Origin of the sequence: Thauera butanivorans (assembly GCF_048398245.1) — a bacterium.
Taxonomy (GTDB): Bacteria; Pseudomonadota; Gammaproteobacteria; order Burkholderiales; family Rhodocyclaceae; genus Thauera; species Thauera butanivorans.
The window spans coordinates 491,830-507,543 of record NZ_CP183038.1; the positions used below are offsets into that span (position 1 = coordinate 491,830).

General features: G+C 67.4%; 13 protein-coding genes. 6 read left to right on the top strand and 7 right to left on the bottom strand.

Annotated elements, in window-relative coordinates:
* Positions 1-54 precede the first annotated feature (54 nt).
* Positions 55-426 (top strand): thioredoxin family protein, encoded by a 372-nt coding sequence (locus tag ACNQFN_RS02390; protein ID WP_068639403.1) that lies wholly within the window; start codon positions 55-57, stop codon positions 424-426.
* Between the two features lie 243 nt (positions 427-669).
* Here the strand turns inward: ACNQFN_RS02390 and ACNQFN_RS02395 are convergent, their stop codons facing one another.
* Positions 670-2,307: a methyl-accepting chemotaxis protein gene (locus ACNQFN_RS02395; RefSeq protein ID WP_418647826.1), complete on the bottom strand. Its 1,638-nt coding sequence runs from the start codon at positions 2,305-2,307 to the stop codon at positions 670-672.
* Positions 2,308-2,445: 138 nt separating this feature from the next.
* Complete coding sequence (locus tag ACNQFN_RS02400) at positions 2,446-3,390, bottom strand: ribose-phosphate diphosphokinase (protein WP_418647827.1); 945 nt, start codon at positions 3,388-3,390, stop codon at positions 2,446-2,448.
* A gap of 238 nt (positions 3,391-3,628) precedes the next feature.
* Here ACNQFN_RS02400 and ACNQFN_RS02405 point away from each other — a divergent pair, with 238 nt between their 5' ends.
* Entirely contained in the window at positions 3,629-5,305 is a 1,677-nt protein-coding gene (locus ACNQFN_RS02405; protein WP_418647828.1) for a C13 family peptidase, read from the top strand.
* 31 nt (positions 5,306-5,336) lie between these two features.
* Here ACNQFN_RS02405 and nudC read toward each other — a convergent pair whose 3' ends face one another.
* From nudC to ACNQFN_RS02425, 4 genes are all read right to left on the bottom strand, one after another.
* Positions 5,337-6,308, bottom strand: a complete 972-nt coding sequence (gene nudC, locus ACNQFN_RS02410) for an NAD(+) diphosphatase (protein ID WP_418647829.1) — start codon at positions 6,306-6,308, stop codon at positions 5,337-5,339.
* A gap of 16 nt (positions 6,309-6,324) precedes the next feature.
* A complete protein-coding gene (locus tag ACNQFN_RS02415) occupies positions 6,325-7,545 on the bottom strand; it encodes an exo-beta-N-acetylmuramidase NamZ domain-containing protein (RefSeq protein ID WP_418647830.1) in 1,221 nt (406 codons plus the stop codon).
* Positions 7,545-8,177 carry a DOMON-like domain-containing protein gene (locus ACNQFN_RS02420; protein ID WP_418647831.1) on the bottom strand — a complete coding sequence of 211 codons (633 nt, stop codon included), beginning with the start codon at positions 8,175-8,177 and terminating at the stop codon, positions 7,545-7,547. The genes ACNQFN_RS02415 and ACNQFN_RS02420 overlap by 1 nt, the downstream gene beginning before the upstream one ends.
* 122 nt (positions 8,178-8,299) lie before the next feature.
* Positions 8,300-9,142, bottom strand: coding sequence for a mechanosensitive ion channel family protein (locus ACNQFN_RS02425; RefSeq protein ID WP_068639397.1), 843 nt, complete (start codon positions 9,140-9,142; stop codon positions 8,300-8,302).
* Between the two features lie 177 nt (positions 9,143-9,319).
* Here ACNQFN_RS02425 and ACNQFN_RS02430 point away from each other — a divergent pair, with 177 nt between their 5' ends.
* Both ACNQFN_RS02430 and ACNQFN_RS02435 read left to right on the top strand, forming a co-directional pair.
* Positions 9,320-10,645, top strand: a complete 1,326-nt coding sequence (locus ACNQFN_RS02430; protein WP_418647832.1) for a tryptophan--tRNA ligase — start codon at positions 9,320-9,322, stop codon at positions 10,643-10,645.
* A gap of 103 nt (positions 10,646-10,748) precedes the next feature.
* On the top strand, positions 10,749-11,753 hold the full coding sequence (locus tag ACNQFN_RS02435) for an Rpn family recombination-promoting nuclease/putative transposase (RefSeq protein WP_418647833.1): 1,005 nt from the start codon (positions 10,749-10,751) through the stop codon (positions 11,751-11,753).
* A gap of 188 nt (positions 11,754-11,941) precedes the next feature.
* Here the strand turns inward: ACNQFN_RS02435 and ACNQFN_RS02440 are convergent, their stop codons facing one another.
* Positions 11,942-12,229: a hypothetical protein gene (locus tag ACNQFN_RS02440; RefSeq protein ID WP_418647834.1), complete on the bottom strand. Its 288-nt coding sequence runs from the start codon at positions 12,227-12,229 to the stop codon at positions 11,942-11,944.
* Positions 12,230-12,314: 85 nt separating this feature from the next.
* Here ACNQFN_RS02440 and ACNQFN_RS02445 point away from each other — a divergent pair, with 85 nt between their 5' ends.
* A complete protein-coding gene (locus ACNQFN_RS02445; protein WP_418647835.1) occupies positions 12,315-14,591 on the top strand; it encodes a type VI secretion system Vgr family protein in 2,277 nt (758 codons plus the stop codon).
* A 15-nt stretch (positions 14,592-14,606) separates the two neighbouring features.
* The gene (locus ACNQFN_RS02450) at positions 14,607-15,713 is read left to right on the top strand and encodes a DUF2169 family type VI secretion system accessory protein (protein ID WP_418647836.1); all 1,107 of its coding nucleotides are present in this window, start codon (positions 14,607-14,609) and stop codon (positions 15,711-15,713) included.
* Position 15,714: the final 1 nt, after the last annotated feature.

The window sequence follows — 15,714 nt, forward strand, 5'->3', positions numbered from 1 at the left end:
GGGGCGCCACAGTCCGGTAGCATCGGCGGTCTCGAACCCACGGAGCCCGCCGACATGGCCACCCTCGAACTCACCGCCGACAACTTCAACGACGTGCTGGAACAGAATCCGATCGTCTTCATCGACTTCTGGGCGGCCTGGTGCGCTCCCTGCCGCAGTTTCGCGCCGACCTACGAGGCGGCGTCCGACGAGAACCCCGACATCGTCTTCGGCAAGATCGACACCGAAGCCCAGCAGGAACTGGCGGCCACCTTCCAGATCCGTTCGATCCCGACCATCGCCGTGATCCGCGAAGGCATCATGGTGTTCCGCGAATCGGGCGCCCTGCCGGCCAGCGCGCTCAAGCAGGTCATCGACGGCGTGCGCGGCCTCGACATGGACCAGGTGCGCTCGGAGATCGCCGAGCAGCAGAAGCAGCAGGCCTGAAGCCGGCTGCCGCGGGTGGCACGCTGCCCGCGGCGAACAAGGAAACGGCGGCACCGGAGCATGTCCGGGCCGCCGTTTTTAACGTCTTGCCGTTGCCGGTCTTCAGCAGGGGCAGCGGCTGCCGCCGCGTTCGGTGCTGGGGAAGCGTGCCTCCAGGCTGTGGCGCTCGAACCCGGCTTCGAACGTCGGCACGGCGTCCGCCTGCTGCTCCGGCCGGGGCGCCTGGAGGATTCGGCGCAGCGTTCAGAGACTGAAGCGGCTGACATTGCCCTGCATGTGGCTGGCCATCGCGCGCAGGCTTTCGGCCGAGTGCGAGCTTGCCGTGGTGACGGCATGGATCTGTTCGGCGTTGCTGGCGATCTGTTCCACGCTGCGGGCCACCACGGTGGAAGCTTCCGACTGTTCGCGCAGGGCGAGGTCGATGTCGCCGATCAGTTCGGACACCCGGCGCGCGATCGACAGCAGCGAATCGATGCTACCGCCCGCCGCGCGGGCGTGTTCCACGCTGCGTTCGACGGCTGCCACGCCTTCGTCGATGCGCGTGACCACCTGGTGGGTGGACTGCTGGATGGTGTCGACCATGGCGGTGATCTCGCCGGTCGACTGAGTCGTCCGCTCCGCCAGCTTGCGCACTTCGTCGGCCACGACCGCGAAGCCGCGGCCCTGCTCGCCGGCGCGCGCGGCTTCGATCGCGGCATTGAGCGCGAGCAGGTTGGTCTGGTCGGCGATGTCCTTGATGACATTGACGATGGCCGAAATTCTCTTCGACTCCTCGGCCAGGCTGCCGATGCCGTCCGACGCCGTCCTGACGACGGCCGAGACCTGGTCGATGTCCTGCTCCAGCTTGCGCAGCACTTCACGGCCTTCGTGCGCCTTGGCGTCGGAGTCGCGCGCCGCGGCGCTGGCCTCGTTGGTGCGGCTCGCCACTTCGCTGATCGACACCGTGACTTCCTCGACGCTTGCCGCGATGTTCGAGGCTTCCGTGCTCTGGGCATCCACGCTGGCTTCGAGTTCGCCCACGCCCTTGCTGAGCTCTTCGGCGGATGCGGACAGGCGGGACGAGACCTCGCGCGTTTCGCCGATGGTCACGCGCAGCGACTCGCGCATCGCATCGATGGCGCCCAGCAGCGTGCCGATTTCATCCTTGCTTGCCGCCGACGGGCCGTCGGCGGTTTTGCCGAGGCGGCCGGCGGCGATCTCGTTTGCGACCGCGACGGCATGCTGCAGGCGGGTGGTGATCCGCCGCGCCAGCAGCATGGACACCAGGCCGGCGAGCAGGGTGCCGAGCACCAGCGCGCCGATCGCCATCCGTTTCGCATGGCTGGCGGCGCGGGCGATCGCCTCGCGTTGCGCTTCGGCCCGGTCGTTCGCGTGTTTCACCAGGGCGTTGGTGGCGTTGGCGACCTGCGTGCCGGCGGCGAACCACTCCGTCCGCTGCAACTGCATGGCCTGGTACTCGCGGCCGTCCTTGACCAGTGCCACGGCCTTCATCACCGTGTCGCGGTAGGCCGCCACGGCTCCGGCGAAAGTGTCGAGCAGGGCGCCGGCCTGGAGCTCGGCGGCGAGCTTGCGATAGTCCTCGATGGAGCGCGCCAGCCTGCCGTCGATGTCCACCAGCGACTGTTCGAGCTTGTCCCGCTCGGCGGCCGTTTCGGCGAGCATGAATTCCAGGCTGCGGATGCGGTAGCGCATCCGCCCCTCGCTCATGGCAGCGGTCTGCGTCAGCGAAAGCAGGGTATGGTTGGACATTTCGTCCGAGAGACTGTCCATGCGCTCGATCTGCACATAGCAGATGACGATGGCCACGATCAGGAGGGTGCTGGAAACGGCGAAGTTGAAGATCAACTTTGTCCGCAGGCTGAGGCTGTCGAACCAGTTCATATGATGTTCTCTGAGGTCTGGGAAGGGGGCGAGCCATGGTGTTATCGGCAGGCCCCGCCGGATCCTGAAGGCCTGAAACGGGAAGAGATGTCCCGGACAGGCAGGATCGCGCCCCCGGCCCCGGAGGGCCGCCCCATCTCATTCGAACAGCACGCCCACGCTCTGGCCGCTGTGGATGCGCTCGATCGCCGCGGCGAACAGCGGCGCGACGCTCAGCGAGGTGATCTTGGGCAGGCGCTTGTCCCGTGCCAAGGCGACGGTATTGCTGACCACCACCGAATCGATGGGCGCGCCGCGCAGGCGCTCGATGGCCGGACCGCACAGCACGCCGTGCGTCGCGCCGGCATGCACGCTGCGCGCGCCGGCGGCGCGCAGCGTCTCGGCCGAGGACACCAGCGTGCCGCCGGTCGAGATCTCGTCCTCGAAGATCACCACGTCGCGTCCGCGCACATTGCCCACCACTTCGCCATGCTTGACCGCGGTGTCGCTGACGCGGCGCTTGTCGATGATCGCCATCGGAATGCCCAGCCGCTCCGAGAAGCGCCCGACGCGCTTGGCGCCGCCGGCGTCGGTGGCCACCGCCACCATGTTCGACAGGTCGTGGTGGCGGCGGAAGTGCTCGGCGATGGTCGGCACCGCCGTCAGGTGGTCGACCGGCACGCTGAAGAAGCCATGCACCTGGTCGGCGTGCAGGTCCATCGTCAGCACGCGGTTCGCGCCGGCGGTCTTCAGCATGTCGGCGATCAGCCGGCCGGTGATCGAGATGCGCGGCGCGTCCTTCTTGTCCGAGCGTGCATAGGAGTAGTACGGGATCACCGCGGTGATGCGCTGCGCCGATGCGCTGCGCATGGCGTCGAGCGTGATCATCAGTTCCATGATGTGCTCGCTCACCGGCTCGGTGAAGGACTGCACCACGTACACGTCGCGTTCGCGCACGTTTTCCTGCACCTGAACGCGCAGGTTGTCGTTGGAGAAACGGGAGATGTCGAGCTGGCCGAGGCGGATGCCGAGCCGTTGGCAGATTTCGCCGGCAAGTTCCCGGCTGGCGTTGCCGGCAAAGATCTGGAGGCCGTGGCTGATCACGGGATGTCTCGCTTATGTGAATTGGCTGGAATGAGCCGGCCGGAGCCGGGGCTGCATGCGTGGCGGCGCGCACCAGGCGCGCTCTCTTTTACTCCGACTCCGGTCTTGGGGGAAGAGGGGGCGGCAGCGTACGATGCCGGCTGGAACGCTTTCCTGCCGGGTTTTGCCGATGTCCGTTCGATTTGCCGCAGTTGCCTCCGCTGCCGTTTCCCCGGCCGTCCCTGCTCCCGCGCGGCCTGTGCCCGCCCGCCGTGCCTTGCTGTATTGCCTGATTCTTGCCGCGGCGCTGGCCGCAGCCCTGCCTGCGTCTGCAGCCGATGCCGTCACGCCCGACGGCGGCATCTATCGCGGCGGCATGCGCGACGGCAAGCTGCACGGCCAGGGCCGCATCGAGTGGCGCAACGGTGCCTACCGCGAAGGCGCTTTCGTCGAAGGCCTGTCGCACGGCAGAGGCATGGCGGCCGGTGCATCGGGCTGGCGCTACGAAGGTGGCTTCGACAACGGCCTGATGCAGGGCAAGGGACGCATGCGCTTCGCCGACGGCTCGGAATACGAAGGCGAATTCCGCGCCGACGAGTTCGACGGCTACGGGCGCTACGCCCGCGCCAATGGCGAAGTCTACGAAGGGGGCTTCAGGAAGGGCCGCTTCCACGGCGAAGGCCGCCTGGAGCTGGCCGACGGCCGCATCTACATCGGTCGCTTCGAGGACGACGAGCCGGTCGGCCGCATGCTGGTCATCCACGACGATCGCCGCTACGAAGGCGAACTCGCCGATTGGGAGCCGAACGGCCAGGGCCGCTTCACCGACGCCCAGGGCAACGTCTTCGAAGGCACCTTCGCCGCCGGTGCGCTCAGCGGCAAGGGCAGGGCGAGCATGAAGAACGGCGCCCGCTACGAGGGCGATTTCGACAACTGGCGCTTCCACGGCCAGGGCGTGTTCCGCAATGCCGACGGCGACGAATATCGCGGCGGTTTCGCCTGGGGCCTGTACGACGGCGAAGGCACGATGACGTATGCGCGGCCCAAGCCGGACGGACGCGCGCGCGACAGCGGCACCTGGCAGCGCGGCAAACTGCATGACCCGGCGGCCGAGGCGCTGCGCCAGCGCAACGTCGAAACCGCGCTGTACGCCCAGCCGGCCCTGCTCGAACGCCAGCTGCAGGCCCTGCGGCCGCAGGATCCGGCGCGCATCGACCTCTATCTGCTGGCGGTGGCGGGCGACGGCCGGGAAGAAGTGTTCCGCCGCGAAGTCGAGTTCGTGCGCAGCCAGTTCGACCGCGACTTCGGCACGACCGGCCGCTCGTTGACCCTGGTCAACAGCCGCAGCAGCGTCGATGCCGTGCCGCTGGCGACCCGGACCAGCCTGCGCCGGGCGTTGCGCGCAGTGGCCGACAGCATGGACGTGGAGCAGGACATCCTGTTCCTCTTCCTGACCAGCCACGGCTCCGACGCGCACGAGCTGACTTTCAAGCTCGCCGGCATCGACATGCCCGACCTGCCGGCCGCTACGCTGGGCGAGATGCTGCGCGAGAGCGGCATCCGCTGGAAAGTGGTGGTGGTGTCGGCCTGCTACTCCGGCGGCTTCGTCGACGCGATCGGCGACGAAGGCACGCTGGTCATCACCTCCGCGCGCCACGACCGGACCTCGTTCGGCTGCGCCGACGACAACGACTTCACCTATTTCGGCCGCGCCTACTTCAAGGAATCGCTCGCGCCCGGCGTGTCCTTCATCGACGCCTTCGACAAGGCGCGCGGTCTGGTGGAAACCTGGGAGCGCGAGGACATTGCCGGCATCCAGGGCGAAGGCGGCGCGGGTGAGGAACTGGCGGAAGAGGAGCACTCGCGCCCGGTGATCGTCGCGCCGGCACCGATCCGCGAGCAGTTGCGGCGCTGGCGGGTGCAGTCAGCGGAGTAGCGAAATGGTGGCGGGCTGCGATCTGCACGATCTACCGCAACAAGGCCTCGCCTTCATCCACGAAAGCCCGCATCAGGTGATGCGCAATCGCATACGGCAGCGGCGCCGACAAGCCCTGGGCGTGGGTGCCGGCCAGCATCTCGGCGACTTCGCTGCGGCTGAACCAGCGGGCGTCGTCCAGTTCGGTGGTGTCGATGATGATGGCCGTGCCCTGCGCCTGGGCGAAGCAGCCGATCATCAGCGACGAGGGGAAGGGCCAGGGCTGCGAGGCGAAGTAGCGCACCGTGGAACAGGGCACGCCGGCTTCTTCGAGGATCTCGCGGCGCACCGCATCCTCGATCGTCTCGCCCGGCTCGACGAAGCCGGCCAGCGTCGAATACATGCCGGCGGCAAAGCGCGGCTGGCGGCCGAGCAGGCAGCGTTCGCCGTCGATCGCCAGCATGATCACCACCGGATCGACGCGCGGGAAGTGCTGGGCGCCGCAGGCGTCGCAGTCGCGCCGCCAGCCGCCCGCGACCATGCGGCTGGGTGCGCCGCACTGGGCGCAGAAACGATGGCGGCGGTGCCAGTCCAGCACCGCCTTGGCGCCGCCGAGCTCGCCCAGCAGCGCGTGGTCGAGCTCGCCCTGCATCGCCACCGCGCGCAGGCTTTGCAGCGCCAGCCCCGGCAGGCCGGCGACGACATCGACCAGCCCGGCGCCGAAATCCAGCGCGAACAGCGCCGCGCCGTCCGGCAGCCGGCCCATGAACACTTCGCACACGGGCTCGCTGAGCTCCGGTGGCAGCACGGCCCGCAGTGCGGCCAACTGCGGCGCCGAGAACAAGGCGTCGCACTCCACGCCCCGCTGCATCAGCAAGGGCTCGTCGCCGCCGTGGATGACGAAGCGCGTATCCGCCGCCTGCCTGGCCTGGTGCACGTAGTCTTCGTCCTGGCGCTTGTCGGACAGGCGGTCCAGCGGGTTGAAGCCGAAGCCTATGGCGGCGGAGCGGTCGTATGCGTGCATGGGAATACCGGAGCGTTCAGGCGGGATAGAGCAGGAAGGGCCGGCGGACTTCGGTCCAGGCGGCTTCGTCGGCGCGCGCCGGGCCGTCGAGGTCGGCCGGTACGGCGGCGGGGTCGTCCACCCATTCGCGCAGCAGCGGCGAACCGTTGATGAGATCGATCGCCAGGCGCTCGAACTCGTACTCGTAGCCGAAGTCGCGCCACAGCGGATAGTCCGGCCACAGCCGGCGGATGGCCTTGAACGCCAGCGCCTGCAGTCGCCACGGACGAAAGGCGGCGTGGTCGTAGTGCGCCAGGTCGTCGACGTGGATCTGCACGCCCTTGCACAGCTTGCCGGCATGCTTGTGGAAAGTCGGCTCGAACCAGCATTCGCGCAGCACGCAGCCGCGCAGCCAGTCGGGCGCGAGTGCGCGCATCTCGGCGAGCAGGGCGCGGGCGTCGAGGTCGGGGGCGCCGAACAGTTCCAGCGGGCGGGTGGTGCCGCGGCCTTCGGACAGCGTCGTGCCTTCCAGCATCACGGTGCCGGCATAGGCGCGCGCCATCGACAGGTTGGGTGCGTTGGGGCTGGGGTTGATCCAGCTGCGTTCACCCAGCGGCCAGCCGTGGCCGGGGGCGTCGTCGGGCTGCCAGCCTTCCATCTCGATCACGCGGCAATCGACGTCGAGCTTCAGCGTGGCGACGAACCAGCGCGCCAGTTCGCCCATCGTCAGGCCGTGGCGCATCGGCAGCGGGCCGGCGCCGACGAAGCTTTCCCAGCCGGCACGCAGCAGCGTGCCCTCGACTGGCCGGCCGGCCGGGTTGGGGCGGTCGAGCACCCATACCGACTTGCCGTGCCTGGCCGCTTCCTCCAGCACGTAGCGCAGCGTGGTGATGAAGGTGTAGATGCGGCAGCCGAGGTCCTGCAGGTCGACCAGCAGCACGTCGAAGCTGTCCATCATCGCCGCGGTGGGGCGGCGCACTTCGCCGTACAGGCTGAACACCGGGATGCCGTGCAGCGGGTCGGTGTAGTCGGGCGACTCCACCATGTTGTCCTGCTTGTCGCCACGCAGGCCGTGCTGCGGGCCGAAGGCGGCGGACAGGCGGAGGTCGGGCAGCGCGGCGAGGGCGTCGAGCGAATGCTCCAGCCCGCGCGTCACCGAGGCGGGGTGGGCGAGCAGGGCGACGCGCCGGCCGGCCAGCGGGCGGCGCAGCACGGCGTCGGCGAGCAGGCGGTCGAGGCCGAGGCGGATCGCGCCCATCAGCGTTTCCCGTCCGGGGCGGCGGCCCGGGTCGCCAGCGCCAGCACGAAGCCGTTGCGGGCGTGGAAATCAGGCTGCGGGGCAGGGTGGCTCACCGCCCAATATTCGAGTTCGCCGTCGCTGCGTTCGACGACCGCGGCCAGGCCGATGTCGAGATCGGTGCCGGGCGCTACCGCGGGCAGCGCGGCGGCGGGCACGCGCGCTTCCAGCCAGGCGGTGTCGCCGTCCCGCGCGAAGCGGATCGATGGCCCTGCGTCGGCCCGGAAATCCATGTTGCGCTCGCGGGGGGCGTGAAAGTCGTAGATCGCCCACTGGCCGGATGGCGAAAAGTTGAATTCGCGGTAGCCCGCTTCGCCCTGGACGCCGACGAAGGCTTCGAAACAGGTGTGTTTCCACAATTCGTCCGCGGCGCCGGGTTCGGCCTCGAGCGGGATGCGGATGGCGTCGAGCCGGCTGCCGTCGAGCTTGAACTCGAACACCGCGCCGCCTTCCGGCAGGGCGTACATCGTGGCGAGCAGCATGCCGACCGGCGAGGCGGAATCCGCAGGGGCGGCCGGCGTTGTCGAGGGGTGAGGGCGCAGGCCGACGGTGATGGTCGGCACGCTGGGGCGTTCGGGTGTGGGCAGGCTCACGATGGGATCGATGCGGGTGGGTTTGGAGCGGGCGGGGGCGGCGCCCCCGTTTGGTGCAGGCGCAATGGTAGCCGGTTCGCCGGGCGGGCGCTGGCTCCGGGTGCCCGCGCCCGGCGGTCGGCTCAGGCGCTCGTCTTCAGGTCCGGCAGCGGCACGAGGCGCTGGTGCATGTCCATCTGCGGATAGGGGATGGTGATGCCGTTTTCGTCGAAGGCGATCTTCAGCTTTTCCTTCAACTCGCACATCGTCGCGAAGTGGTCGGCGGTGGCGACCCAGGGGCGCACGTGCAGGTTCACGCTGTGCTCGCCGAGGTCGGCCACGCCGATGAAGGGTGCGGGGTCGGCCAGTACCCGCGCATCATCCTTCAGCACCTGGCCGATGATCGCCTTGACCCGGCGGATGTCGTCGTCGTAGCCGACGCGCAGCAGCAGGTCGATGCGGCGCGTCGGGCGGGTGGAGTAGTTGGTGATCACGCCGGCGTAGACGGCGCCGTTGGGAATGATGATTTCGCGGTTGTCGGCGGTGCGGAAGGTGGAGCTGAAGATGTTGATCTTCTCGACCGTGCCCGAGGTGCCGCCGGCCTCGACGAAGTCGCCGGCCTTGAAGGGGCGGAACAGGATCAGCATCACGCCGGCGGCGAAGTTCTTCAGCGAATCCTGCAGTGCCAGGCCGACCGCCAGGCCGGCCGCGCCGATCAGCGCCACCAGCGAGGTGGTGTCGATGCCGAGGCGGTTGAGTGCGGCGATGACGACGATGAGCAGCAGCACGCCCTGCAGGATCGACAGGATGAAGTTCACCAGGATCGCGTCGAGCCGGGTGTGCGTCAGCAGCCTGCGCACCACGCTGACGACGCCATGGGTGATCCAGCGGCCGATGATGAAGGTGCCGAGGGCCAGCAGCAGGTTGATGCCCCACGGCAGGGCATAGGTTTCGATCCAGTCGAGATGGGCCAGTCTTTCGAGCATGATGAGCGCGGAGATCCTTTTCGTTGTCCGGGGGGAAGGTTTGCGTCTGCCTTCGGGGATGGCAGTCTTGCCGCAGGGGCCTTACCTTATCGCAGGCCTGCGGCGGGCGCATGTTACAAGCAGTGTGAGGAAGCCGTTAAACTCGCAGTCTTTGTCCCGTTTCCGCCGGAGCGATCCATGTCCGCCAGCAAGCCTTCCGTCCAGCGCGTCCTCACCGGCATCAAGCCTTCGGGTACGCCCCACCTCGGCAACTATGCCGGTGCCATCCGCCCGGCCATTGCCGCCAGCCGCCAGGCGGGGGTGGAGAGCTTCTACTTCCTGGCCGACTACCACGCGCTGATCAGCACCACCGACCCGCTGCGCGTGCAGCGTTCGACGCTGGAGATCGCCGCCACCTGGCTCGCCGCCGGGCTCGACACCAGCCATGTGTGGTTCTATCGCCAGTCCGACATCCCCGAGATTCCCGAACTGACCTGGCTGCTGAGCTGCGTCGCCGGCAAGGGCTTGCTCAACCGCGCCCACGCCTACAAGGCGGCGGTCGACAAGAACACCGCCGAAGGCGTCGACCCGGACGCCGGCGTGAATATGGGCCTGTACATGTACCCGGTGCTGATGGCGGCCGACATCCTGATGTTCAAGGCGCACACGGTGCCGGTCGGGCGTGACCAGATCCAGCACATCGAAATGGCGCGCGACATCGCCGGCAGCTTCAACCACCTGTACGGCGAGCATTTCGTGCTGCCCGAGGCAGCCATCGACGCTTCGGTCGCGACCTTGCCGGGGCTGGACGGGCGCAAGATGAGCAAGAGCTACGACAACACGATTCCGCTGTTCTGCAGCCCGACGGAACTGAAGAAGGTGATCTACTCCATCGTCACCGACTCGAAAGCGCCGGGCGAACCCAAGGACGCCGACGGCTCCGCGCTGTTCGAGCTGTACCAGGCTTTTTCCAGCGCCGAGGAAACGCGCGCGATGCGCACCGCGTTCGAAGAAGGCATCGCCTGGGGCGAAGCCAAGCAGGCCCTGTCCGACAAGATCGAGGCCAGCGTGGCGCCGATGCGCGAGAAATACCAGGCCCTGATCGCCGACCCGGCGCAGATCGAAAAACTGCTGCACGAAGGTGCGGCCAAGGCGCGTGCGATCGCCACGCCCTTCCTGGGCGAACTGCGCCGCGCCGTCGGCCTGCGCAGCCTGGCCGAAGTCGCCCGCCCGGCGGCTGCGGCGGAAAAGACCAAGGCCGCGCTGCCGCAGTTCAAGCAATACCGCGAAGCCGACGGCCGCTTCCATTTCAAGCTGGTCGATGCCGGCGGCGGCCTGCTGCTGCAGGGCGAAGGCTTCGCGTCGCCGCGCGATGCCGGGACGGTGGTGTCGGCGCTGAAGCAGGGCAGCGCCTTCGAGGTGAAGGACGCTACTCTGTGGCTGGATGGTGCAAAGGTCGCGACGCTGGCTGAAGGCGTGGACGAAGCCACGCTACGCGCGGCGCTGGCTGCGTTCGGGGAGTGAGGCTGGACGCGACTGAAGTCGTGTTCGGCGAGGACGGCTTGCAGGCATTGGTGTGACAATTCCCTGATGGCATAATCCGTCGACATCATGACGATGTATTGCCATGCCCGCCATACCGCACGACAGCACGTACAAGGATATCTTCTCGCATCCGACGATGGTCGAAGCGCTGTTGCGCGGCTTCGTGCATGAGGACTGGGTCAGGCAAGTAAACTTCAGCACGCTGGAAAAGCAGAACACCCACTACGTCAGCGACTCCCAGGTACAGCGCAGCACCGACATCGTCTGGCGTGTGCAACTGAAGCTGCCCGACGGCAGCCAGGAATGGCTCTACCTGTTCCTGCTGATCGAGTTCCAGAGCAAGACTGATCCGTGGATGGCGCTACGCATGCTCACCTACGTCTGCCTGCTCTACCAGGACTTGATCAAGACCGAGCAGGTGAAGCCGGGTGAAAAGCTGCCGCCGGTGTTTCCGGTTGTGATCTACAACGGCCAAGCCACATGGCGAGCCTCGTTGGAAATCGCCAAGCTGATCGACGCCCCCGACAGCCTCAAATGCTGGACGCCGCGCTTCCGTCATCACCTACTCGATCAGGGACGGGTGCCGAAAGCAAAACTGAAGCAGCTGTCCGACAACCTGATGGCCTGCCTGATCGTGCTGGAAACCCATCTGCCAGATGACCCGGTCATCCTCGAAACGACCCGGGCGCTGGTCGAGCTTCTCAAGGACGACGACTTCGACGGCCTGGACCGTGCCTTTACGAGGTTTTACCGGCGCACTATCCTGTCGAAACTGAATCCGGGTCAGATGACTCAAATGCCCGAGACTTTGGAAGGAGTCACCACCGTGCTGGCTGAACGTATCGACGAATGGATGGACGGCCTTCGCCAGGAAGGAGAACGCAAGGGGGAGCAGAAGGGCTTGCTCAAGGGCAGGCAGAGCGAAGCAGCCCGCATGCTGGGCCTTCAACTCAGGCTGCGTTTTGGCCCCTTGCCCGATTGGGCCGAGGCGCGGCTTGCGCAGGCGCCGCTGGAACAACTCGAAGGCTGGATCGAAGCGGTGCTGACGGCGGAGAGCCTGGAAGGTGTGATCGGGCCGGAAGGCTGAACGTCCCCGACGTAAAAGCACACGAGAAGCTGCGCAAGTGCGCCGGATTTTCCGGCCGCTCGCGCAGCTTCTCTTTTTATTGAATTGTTTGCAGGCGTTCTTGCCGCACCGGACCGACTCCCTGCATCTGTTGCCCGCTGTCACGGCAGACCATGATCTGAAATCATGGCTGTTTCAGTGCCCGGCGTTCAGCGCTTCTCGATGATCTGATCGTAGATGCCGCCGTCGGCGAAGTGTGTCTTCTGCACCGCCGGCCAGCCGCCGAGTTTTTCATCCACGGTGAAAGTGCGGATCGGCGGGAACTTGTCTGTGTTCTGCGCCAGCACCGCGGCGTCGCGCGGGCGGAAGTTGTGCTTGGCGATGATCGTCTGTCCTTCGGGCGAGAACAGGAACTGCAGGTAGGCTTCGGCGGCCTTTGCCGTGCCGCGCTTTTCGGTCACCGACTTCACCACCGCCACCGGTGCCGAGCGACCCACCCGGAGTATGCCTGTAACCTTTTACTATATATATCTCATATGTTACCGTTATCGCTTTTCATGGATCGATACGGGAGCCACGGCCATGAATCGTCTCCTGACCGCCCACACCCCCCTTGGCGACGCGCTGTGGGCGGTGAGCCTGTCGGGCCGCGAGGCGCTGTCCTCGCTGTACCGCTTCACGGTGCGCTTCAAGTCCGAATCGCCCGAGCTGGACTGCCAGGCCATGATCGGCGAACGCTGCGCCATCGAACTGGAGACGGACCGGCGCGGCCGGCGCTGGCTGTCGGGCCAGATGATCGACTTCGCCGCGGTCGGCCACGAAGGCCGGCACTGGGTCTATGAAACCACCCTCGCCCCGCGGCTGTGGCACGCCTCGCGCCGCGCCGACTTTCGCATCTGGCAGAACCAGAGCGTGCCCGACATCCTCTACCAGGTACTGGGCGAGAACGCGGTGCGCTTCGACATGCGGCTCAAGGCGCGCTACAAGCGCTGGACCTACCTGGTCCAATACCGCGAGACGGACCTGTCCTTCATCTGCCGCCAGCTCGAACACGAAGGCATCTTCTTCTGGTTCGAGCACGCGGCCGACGGCGAGACCCTGGTGCTGGCCGACCACCTGTCGGCCCACCCGGACTGCCCCGGCTACGCCACCGTGCCCTACTACAGCGGCGTGCAGACCCGCCCGGACCGCGACCACTTCGACGCCTGGCGCCTGACCCGGCGCGTCGAGACCGGCCGGCTCATCCACGCCGACTACGACTTCGAGCGCCCCTCGTCGGACCTGACCACCGAACACGCCGACCCGCGCGGCCACCTGTTCGACCACTACACCCGCTATCACTACCCCGGCGACTACCTCGACCCCGGCGACGGCGCCCAGTACGCCGCCAACACCCTCGAGCGGCTGCAGCGCCAGCAAGAGACCATTCACCTGTCGGGCCGCGTGCGCGGCGCCGCCCCGGGCCACCGGCTCACGCTCACCGGGCACCCGCGCGCCGACCAGAACCGCGAACTCACGCTCGTCGCCGTCAGCTACGACATCGCCGACAACGACTACGAAGGCGCCGCCGGCAGCACCGCCAGCCACTTCCACGTCGACGTCGAGGCGCTGCCCGCCGAGCGCCCCTTCCGCCCGCCGCTGGCCACGCCCAAGCCGCGCGCCCGCGGCGTCGAGACCGCGGTGGTGGTCGGCCCGCCGGGCGAAGAGATCCACACCGACGAATACGGCCGCGTCAAGGTGCATTTCCACTGGGACCGCTACGGCAAGAAGGACGGCACCGACACCTGCTGGATCCGGGTCGCCTCGCCCTGGGCGGGCAGCAACTTCGGCGCCATCCACATCCCGCGCATCGGCCAGGAAGTCATCGTCGACTTCGAGCACGGCGACCCGGACCGCCCGATCATCACCGGGCGCGTCTATAACGCCGAGCAGATGCCGCCCTGGTCGCTGCCGGCCAACCGCACCCAGTCGGGCATCCTGACCCGCTCGAGCAAGGGCGGCGCGGCCGGTGCCGGCCTGCGCGACGGCGCGGGCGACGCCAACGCGCTGCGCTTCGAGGACAAGAAGGGCGCCGAACAGGTCTGGTTCCACGCCCAGAAGGACGCTCTGACCGAGGTCGAGCACGACGAATCCAAGTGGGTCGGCAACGACCGGCGCAAGGAAATCGACCGCGACGAGTTCAACACCATCCACCGCGACCGCACCGAGGTCGTCGATCGCAACGAGAAGATCGACGTCCACGGCTGGCGCACCGAGACGGTCGATCTGGACGAGACGCTGACCGTGCACCAGAACCGGACCCGCACGGTCGATGGCAACGAAGCGCTCACCATCCACAAGAGCCGGACCAAGACCGTCGACAGGAACGAGACCGACCGCATCGGCAAGAACTGGTCGATCAAGGTCGGCAAGAACAAGACCGAGACCATCGCCATGGCCTACCTGCAGAACGTCGGCCTCGGGCGCATGGAGAACGTCGGCCTGGGCTACAGCCTGAACGTCGGCCTGATGATGAACACCCTGGTCGGGGTCAATCAGAGCGCACAGATCGGCAAGAACAAAAGCACCACCGTCGGCACCCAGTACAGCCTGACCGTCGGCGCCGGGGGCGGTGGAGGCGGTGCTCCCGCCAGCGCGGGCGTGATGCATATCGTCGCCCCCAGCGGCGACGGCGCTGCAGGCGAGGGTGGCGGGGGCGGTTCCAACATCACCATGGATGCCGAATCCATCACCCTGAAGGTGGGCGCCTCCACCCTCGTCATGAAAGCCGACGGCACCGTCACGATCAACGGGAAGAACATCGACGTGGTCGGATCGGAACATGTGCAGGTCGAATCCAGCCGCATCGATCTCAATTAACGGCGAACGATCCGTATGAATCGCCCCCCCTACGTGCTGGAGTCCCCCGTACAGGCCGCGCCGCTGCCGGAAGTGCGCAACCACACGCACTTTCCCAGCCAGTACTTCCAGATGATGGACAGCGACGACAAAGTCTTCCACGTACTGGTCAGCCGCATCACCTACGATCTGAGCGAACTGGACGGAGAGGGCCGGCCCGGGCTTGCCCGCGAGCAGCAGGAACTGGTGCAGTCGGACATGTTCTACGGCCAAATCAACGCCAGCAGCATCATCCAGGAAAGCGACTTCGCAGCTTACAAGCCCCGCTGCGACGTGCTTTTCGCTCATGCCACCGCCTATGCGCCCGACGGCAAGCCCGCTCCGCGCTGGCCCATCGGCGTGCGGGTCGGCGATTGGAGCAAGCTGATGGGCGTCTGCGGCCCGCGCGTCATCCGGCCCGGCGTGCTGGGCTGGAAGCTGGGCGATCCCGAACCGGCCATCCAGGTGCCGCTGCGCTACGAACTGGCGTTCGGCGGCACCTGCCAGTGGCCCGAAACCGTCATCGGCGACGAAGAGCCGCAAATCCATGCAAGCTATGCGCCGAACCCGATCGGCTGCGGCCTGCTGCACCCGCAATGGCTGAAGAAGGCCCGCCCGCAGGCGCTCGAGGCGCCGCAGATGGAAGTGCTCGACCAGCCTTTCGACGACGCTCGGCTGCAGCGCCAGGATTATCCGGCGGTCGGCCTTGGTGCCATCGGCCGCTGGTGGCAGCCGCGCGTGGCACTCGCCGGCACTTATGACCAGAACTGGAAGGAACATCGCTGGCCCCGCCTGCCGCAGGATTTCGACTGCGCCTACTGGAACTGCGCCCCGCGAGACCAGCAGATCCCCTACCCGCAAGGCGGCGAAGACATCGTGCTCGTCGGCCTGACCCCGGGCGGCGGACGCTTCCAGGCCCGCCTGCCCGACAGGCCCCCTCATGCGCTGGCGCGCCTGCATGCAGGTCCGATCCTGCCGAGGCACATGCCCCTGGACACCCTCGTCTTCGACATGCACCGCATGACGCTGAGCTGCGTTCACCGCATGCTCATCGCCGCCGATGCCGACGTGCGCGTGCTCGAAATCCGCCGCAGGGAGGCGTGAA

Coding starts and splice junctions, on each gene's coding strand:
- ACNQFN_RS02450 (WP_418647836.1), top strand. CDS start 14,607: ATGAATCGCCCCCCCTACGTGCTGGAGTCCCCCGTACAGGCCGCGCCG.
- ACNQFN_RS02415 (WP_418647830.1), bottom strand. CDS start 7,545: ATGGGCGCGATCCGCCTCGGCCTCGACCGCCTGCTCGCCGACGCCGTG.
- ACNQFN_RS02435 (WP_418647833.1), top strand. CDS start 10,749: ATGCCCGCCATACCGCACGACAGCACGTACAAGGATATCTTCTCGCAT.
- ACNQFN_RS02445 (WP_418647835.1), top strand. CDS start 12,315: ATGAATCGTCTCCTGACCGCCCACACCCCCCTTGGCGACGCGCTGTGG.
- ACNQFN_RS02425 (WP_068639397.1), bottom strand. CDS start 9,142: ATGCTCGAAAGACTGGCCCATCTCGACTGGATCGAAACCTATGCCCTG.
- nudC (WP_418647829.1), bottom strand. CDS start 6,308: ATGCACGCATACGACCGCTCCGCCGCCATAGGCTTCGGCTTCAACCCG.
- ACNQFN_RS02390 (WP_068639403.1), top strand. CDS start 55: ATGGCCACCCTCGAACTCACCGCCGACAACTTCAACGACGTGCTGGAA.
- ACNQFN_RS02395 (WP_418647826.1), bottom strand. CDS start 2,307: ATGAACTGGTTCGACAGCCTCAGCCTGCGGACAAAGTTGATCTTCAAC.
- ACNQFN_RS02430 (WP_418647832.1), top strand. CDS start 9,320: ATGTCCGCCAGCAAGCCTTCCGTCCAGCGCGTCCTCACCGGCATCAAG.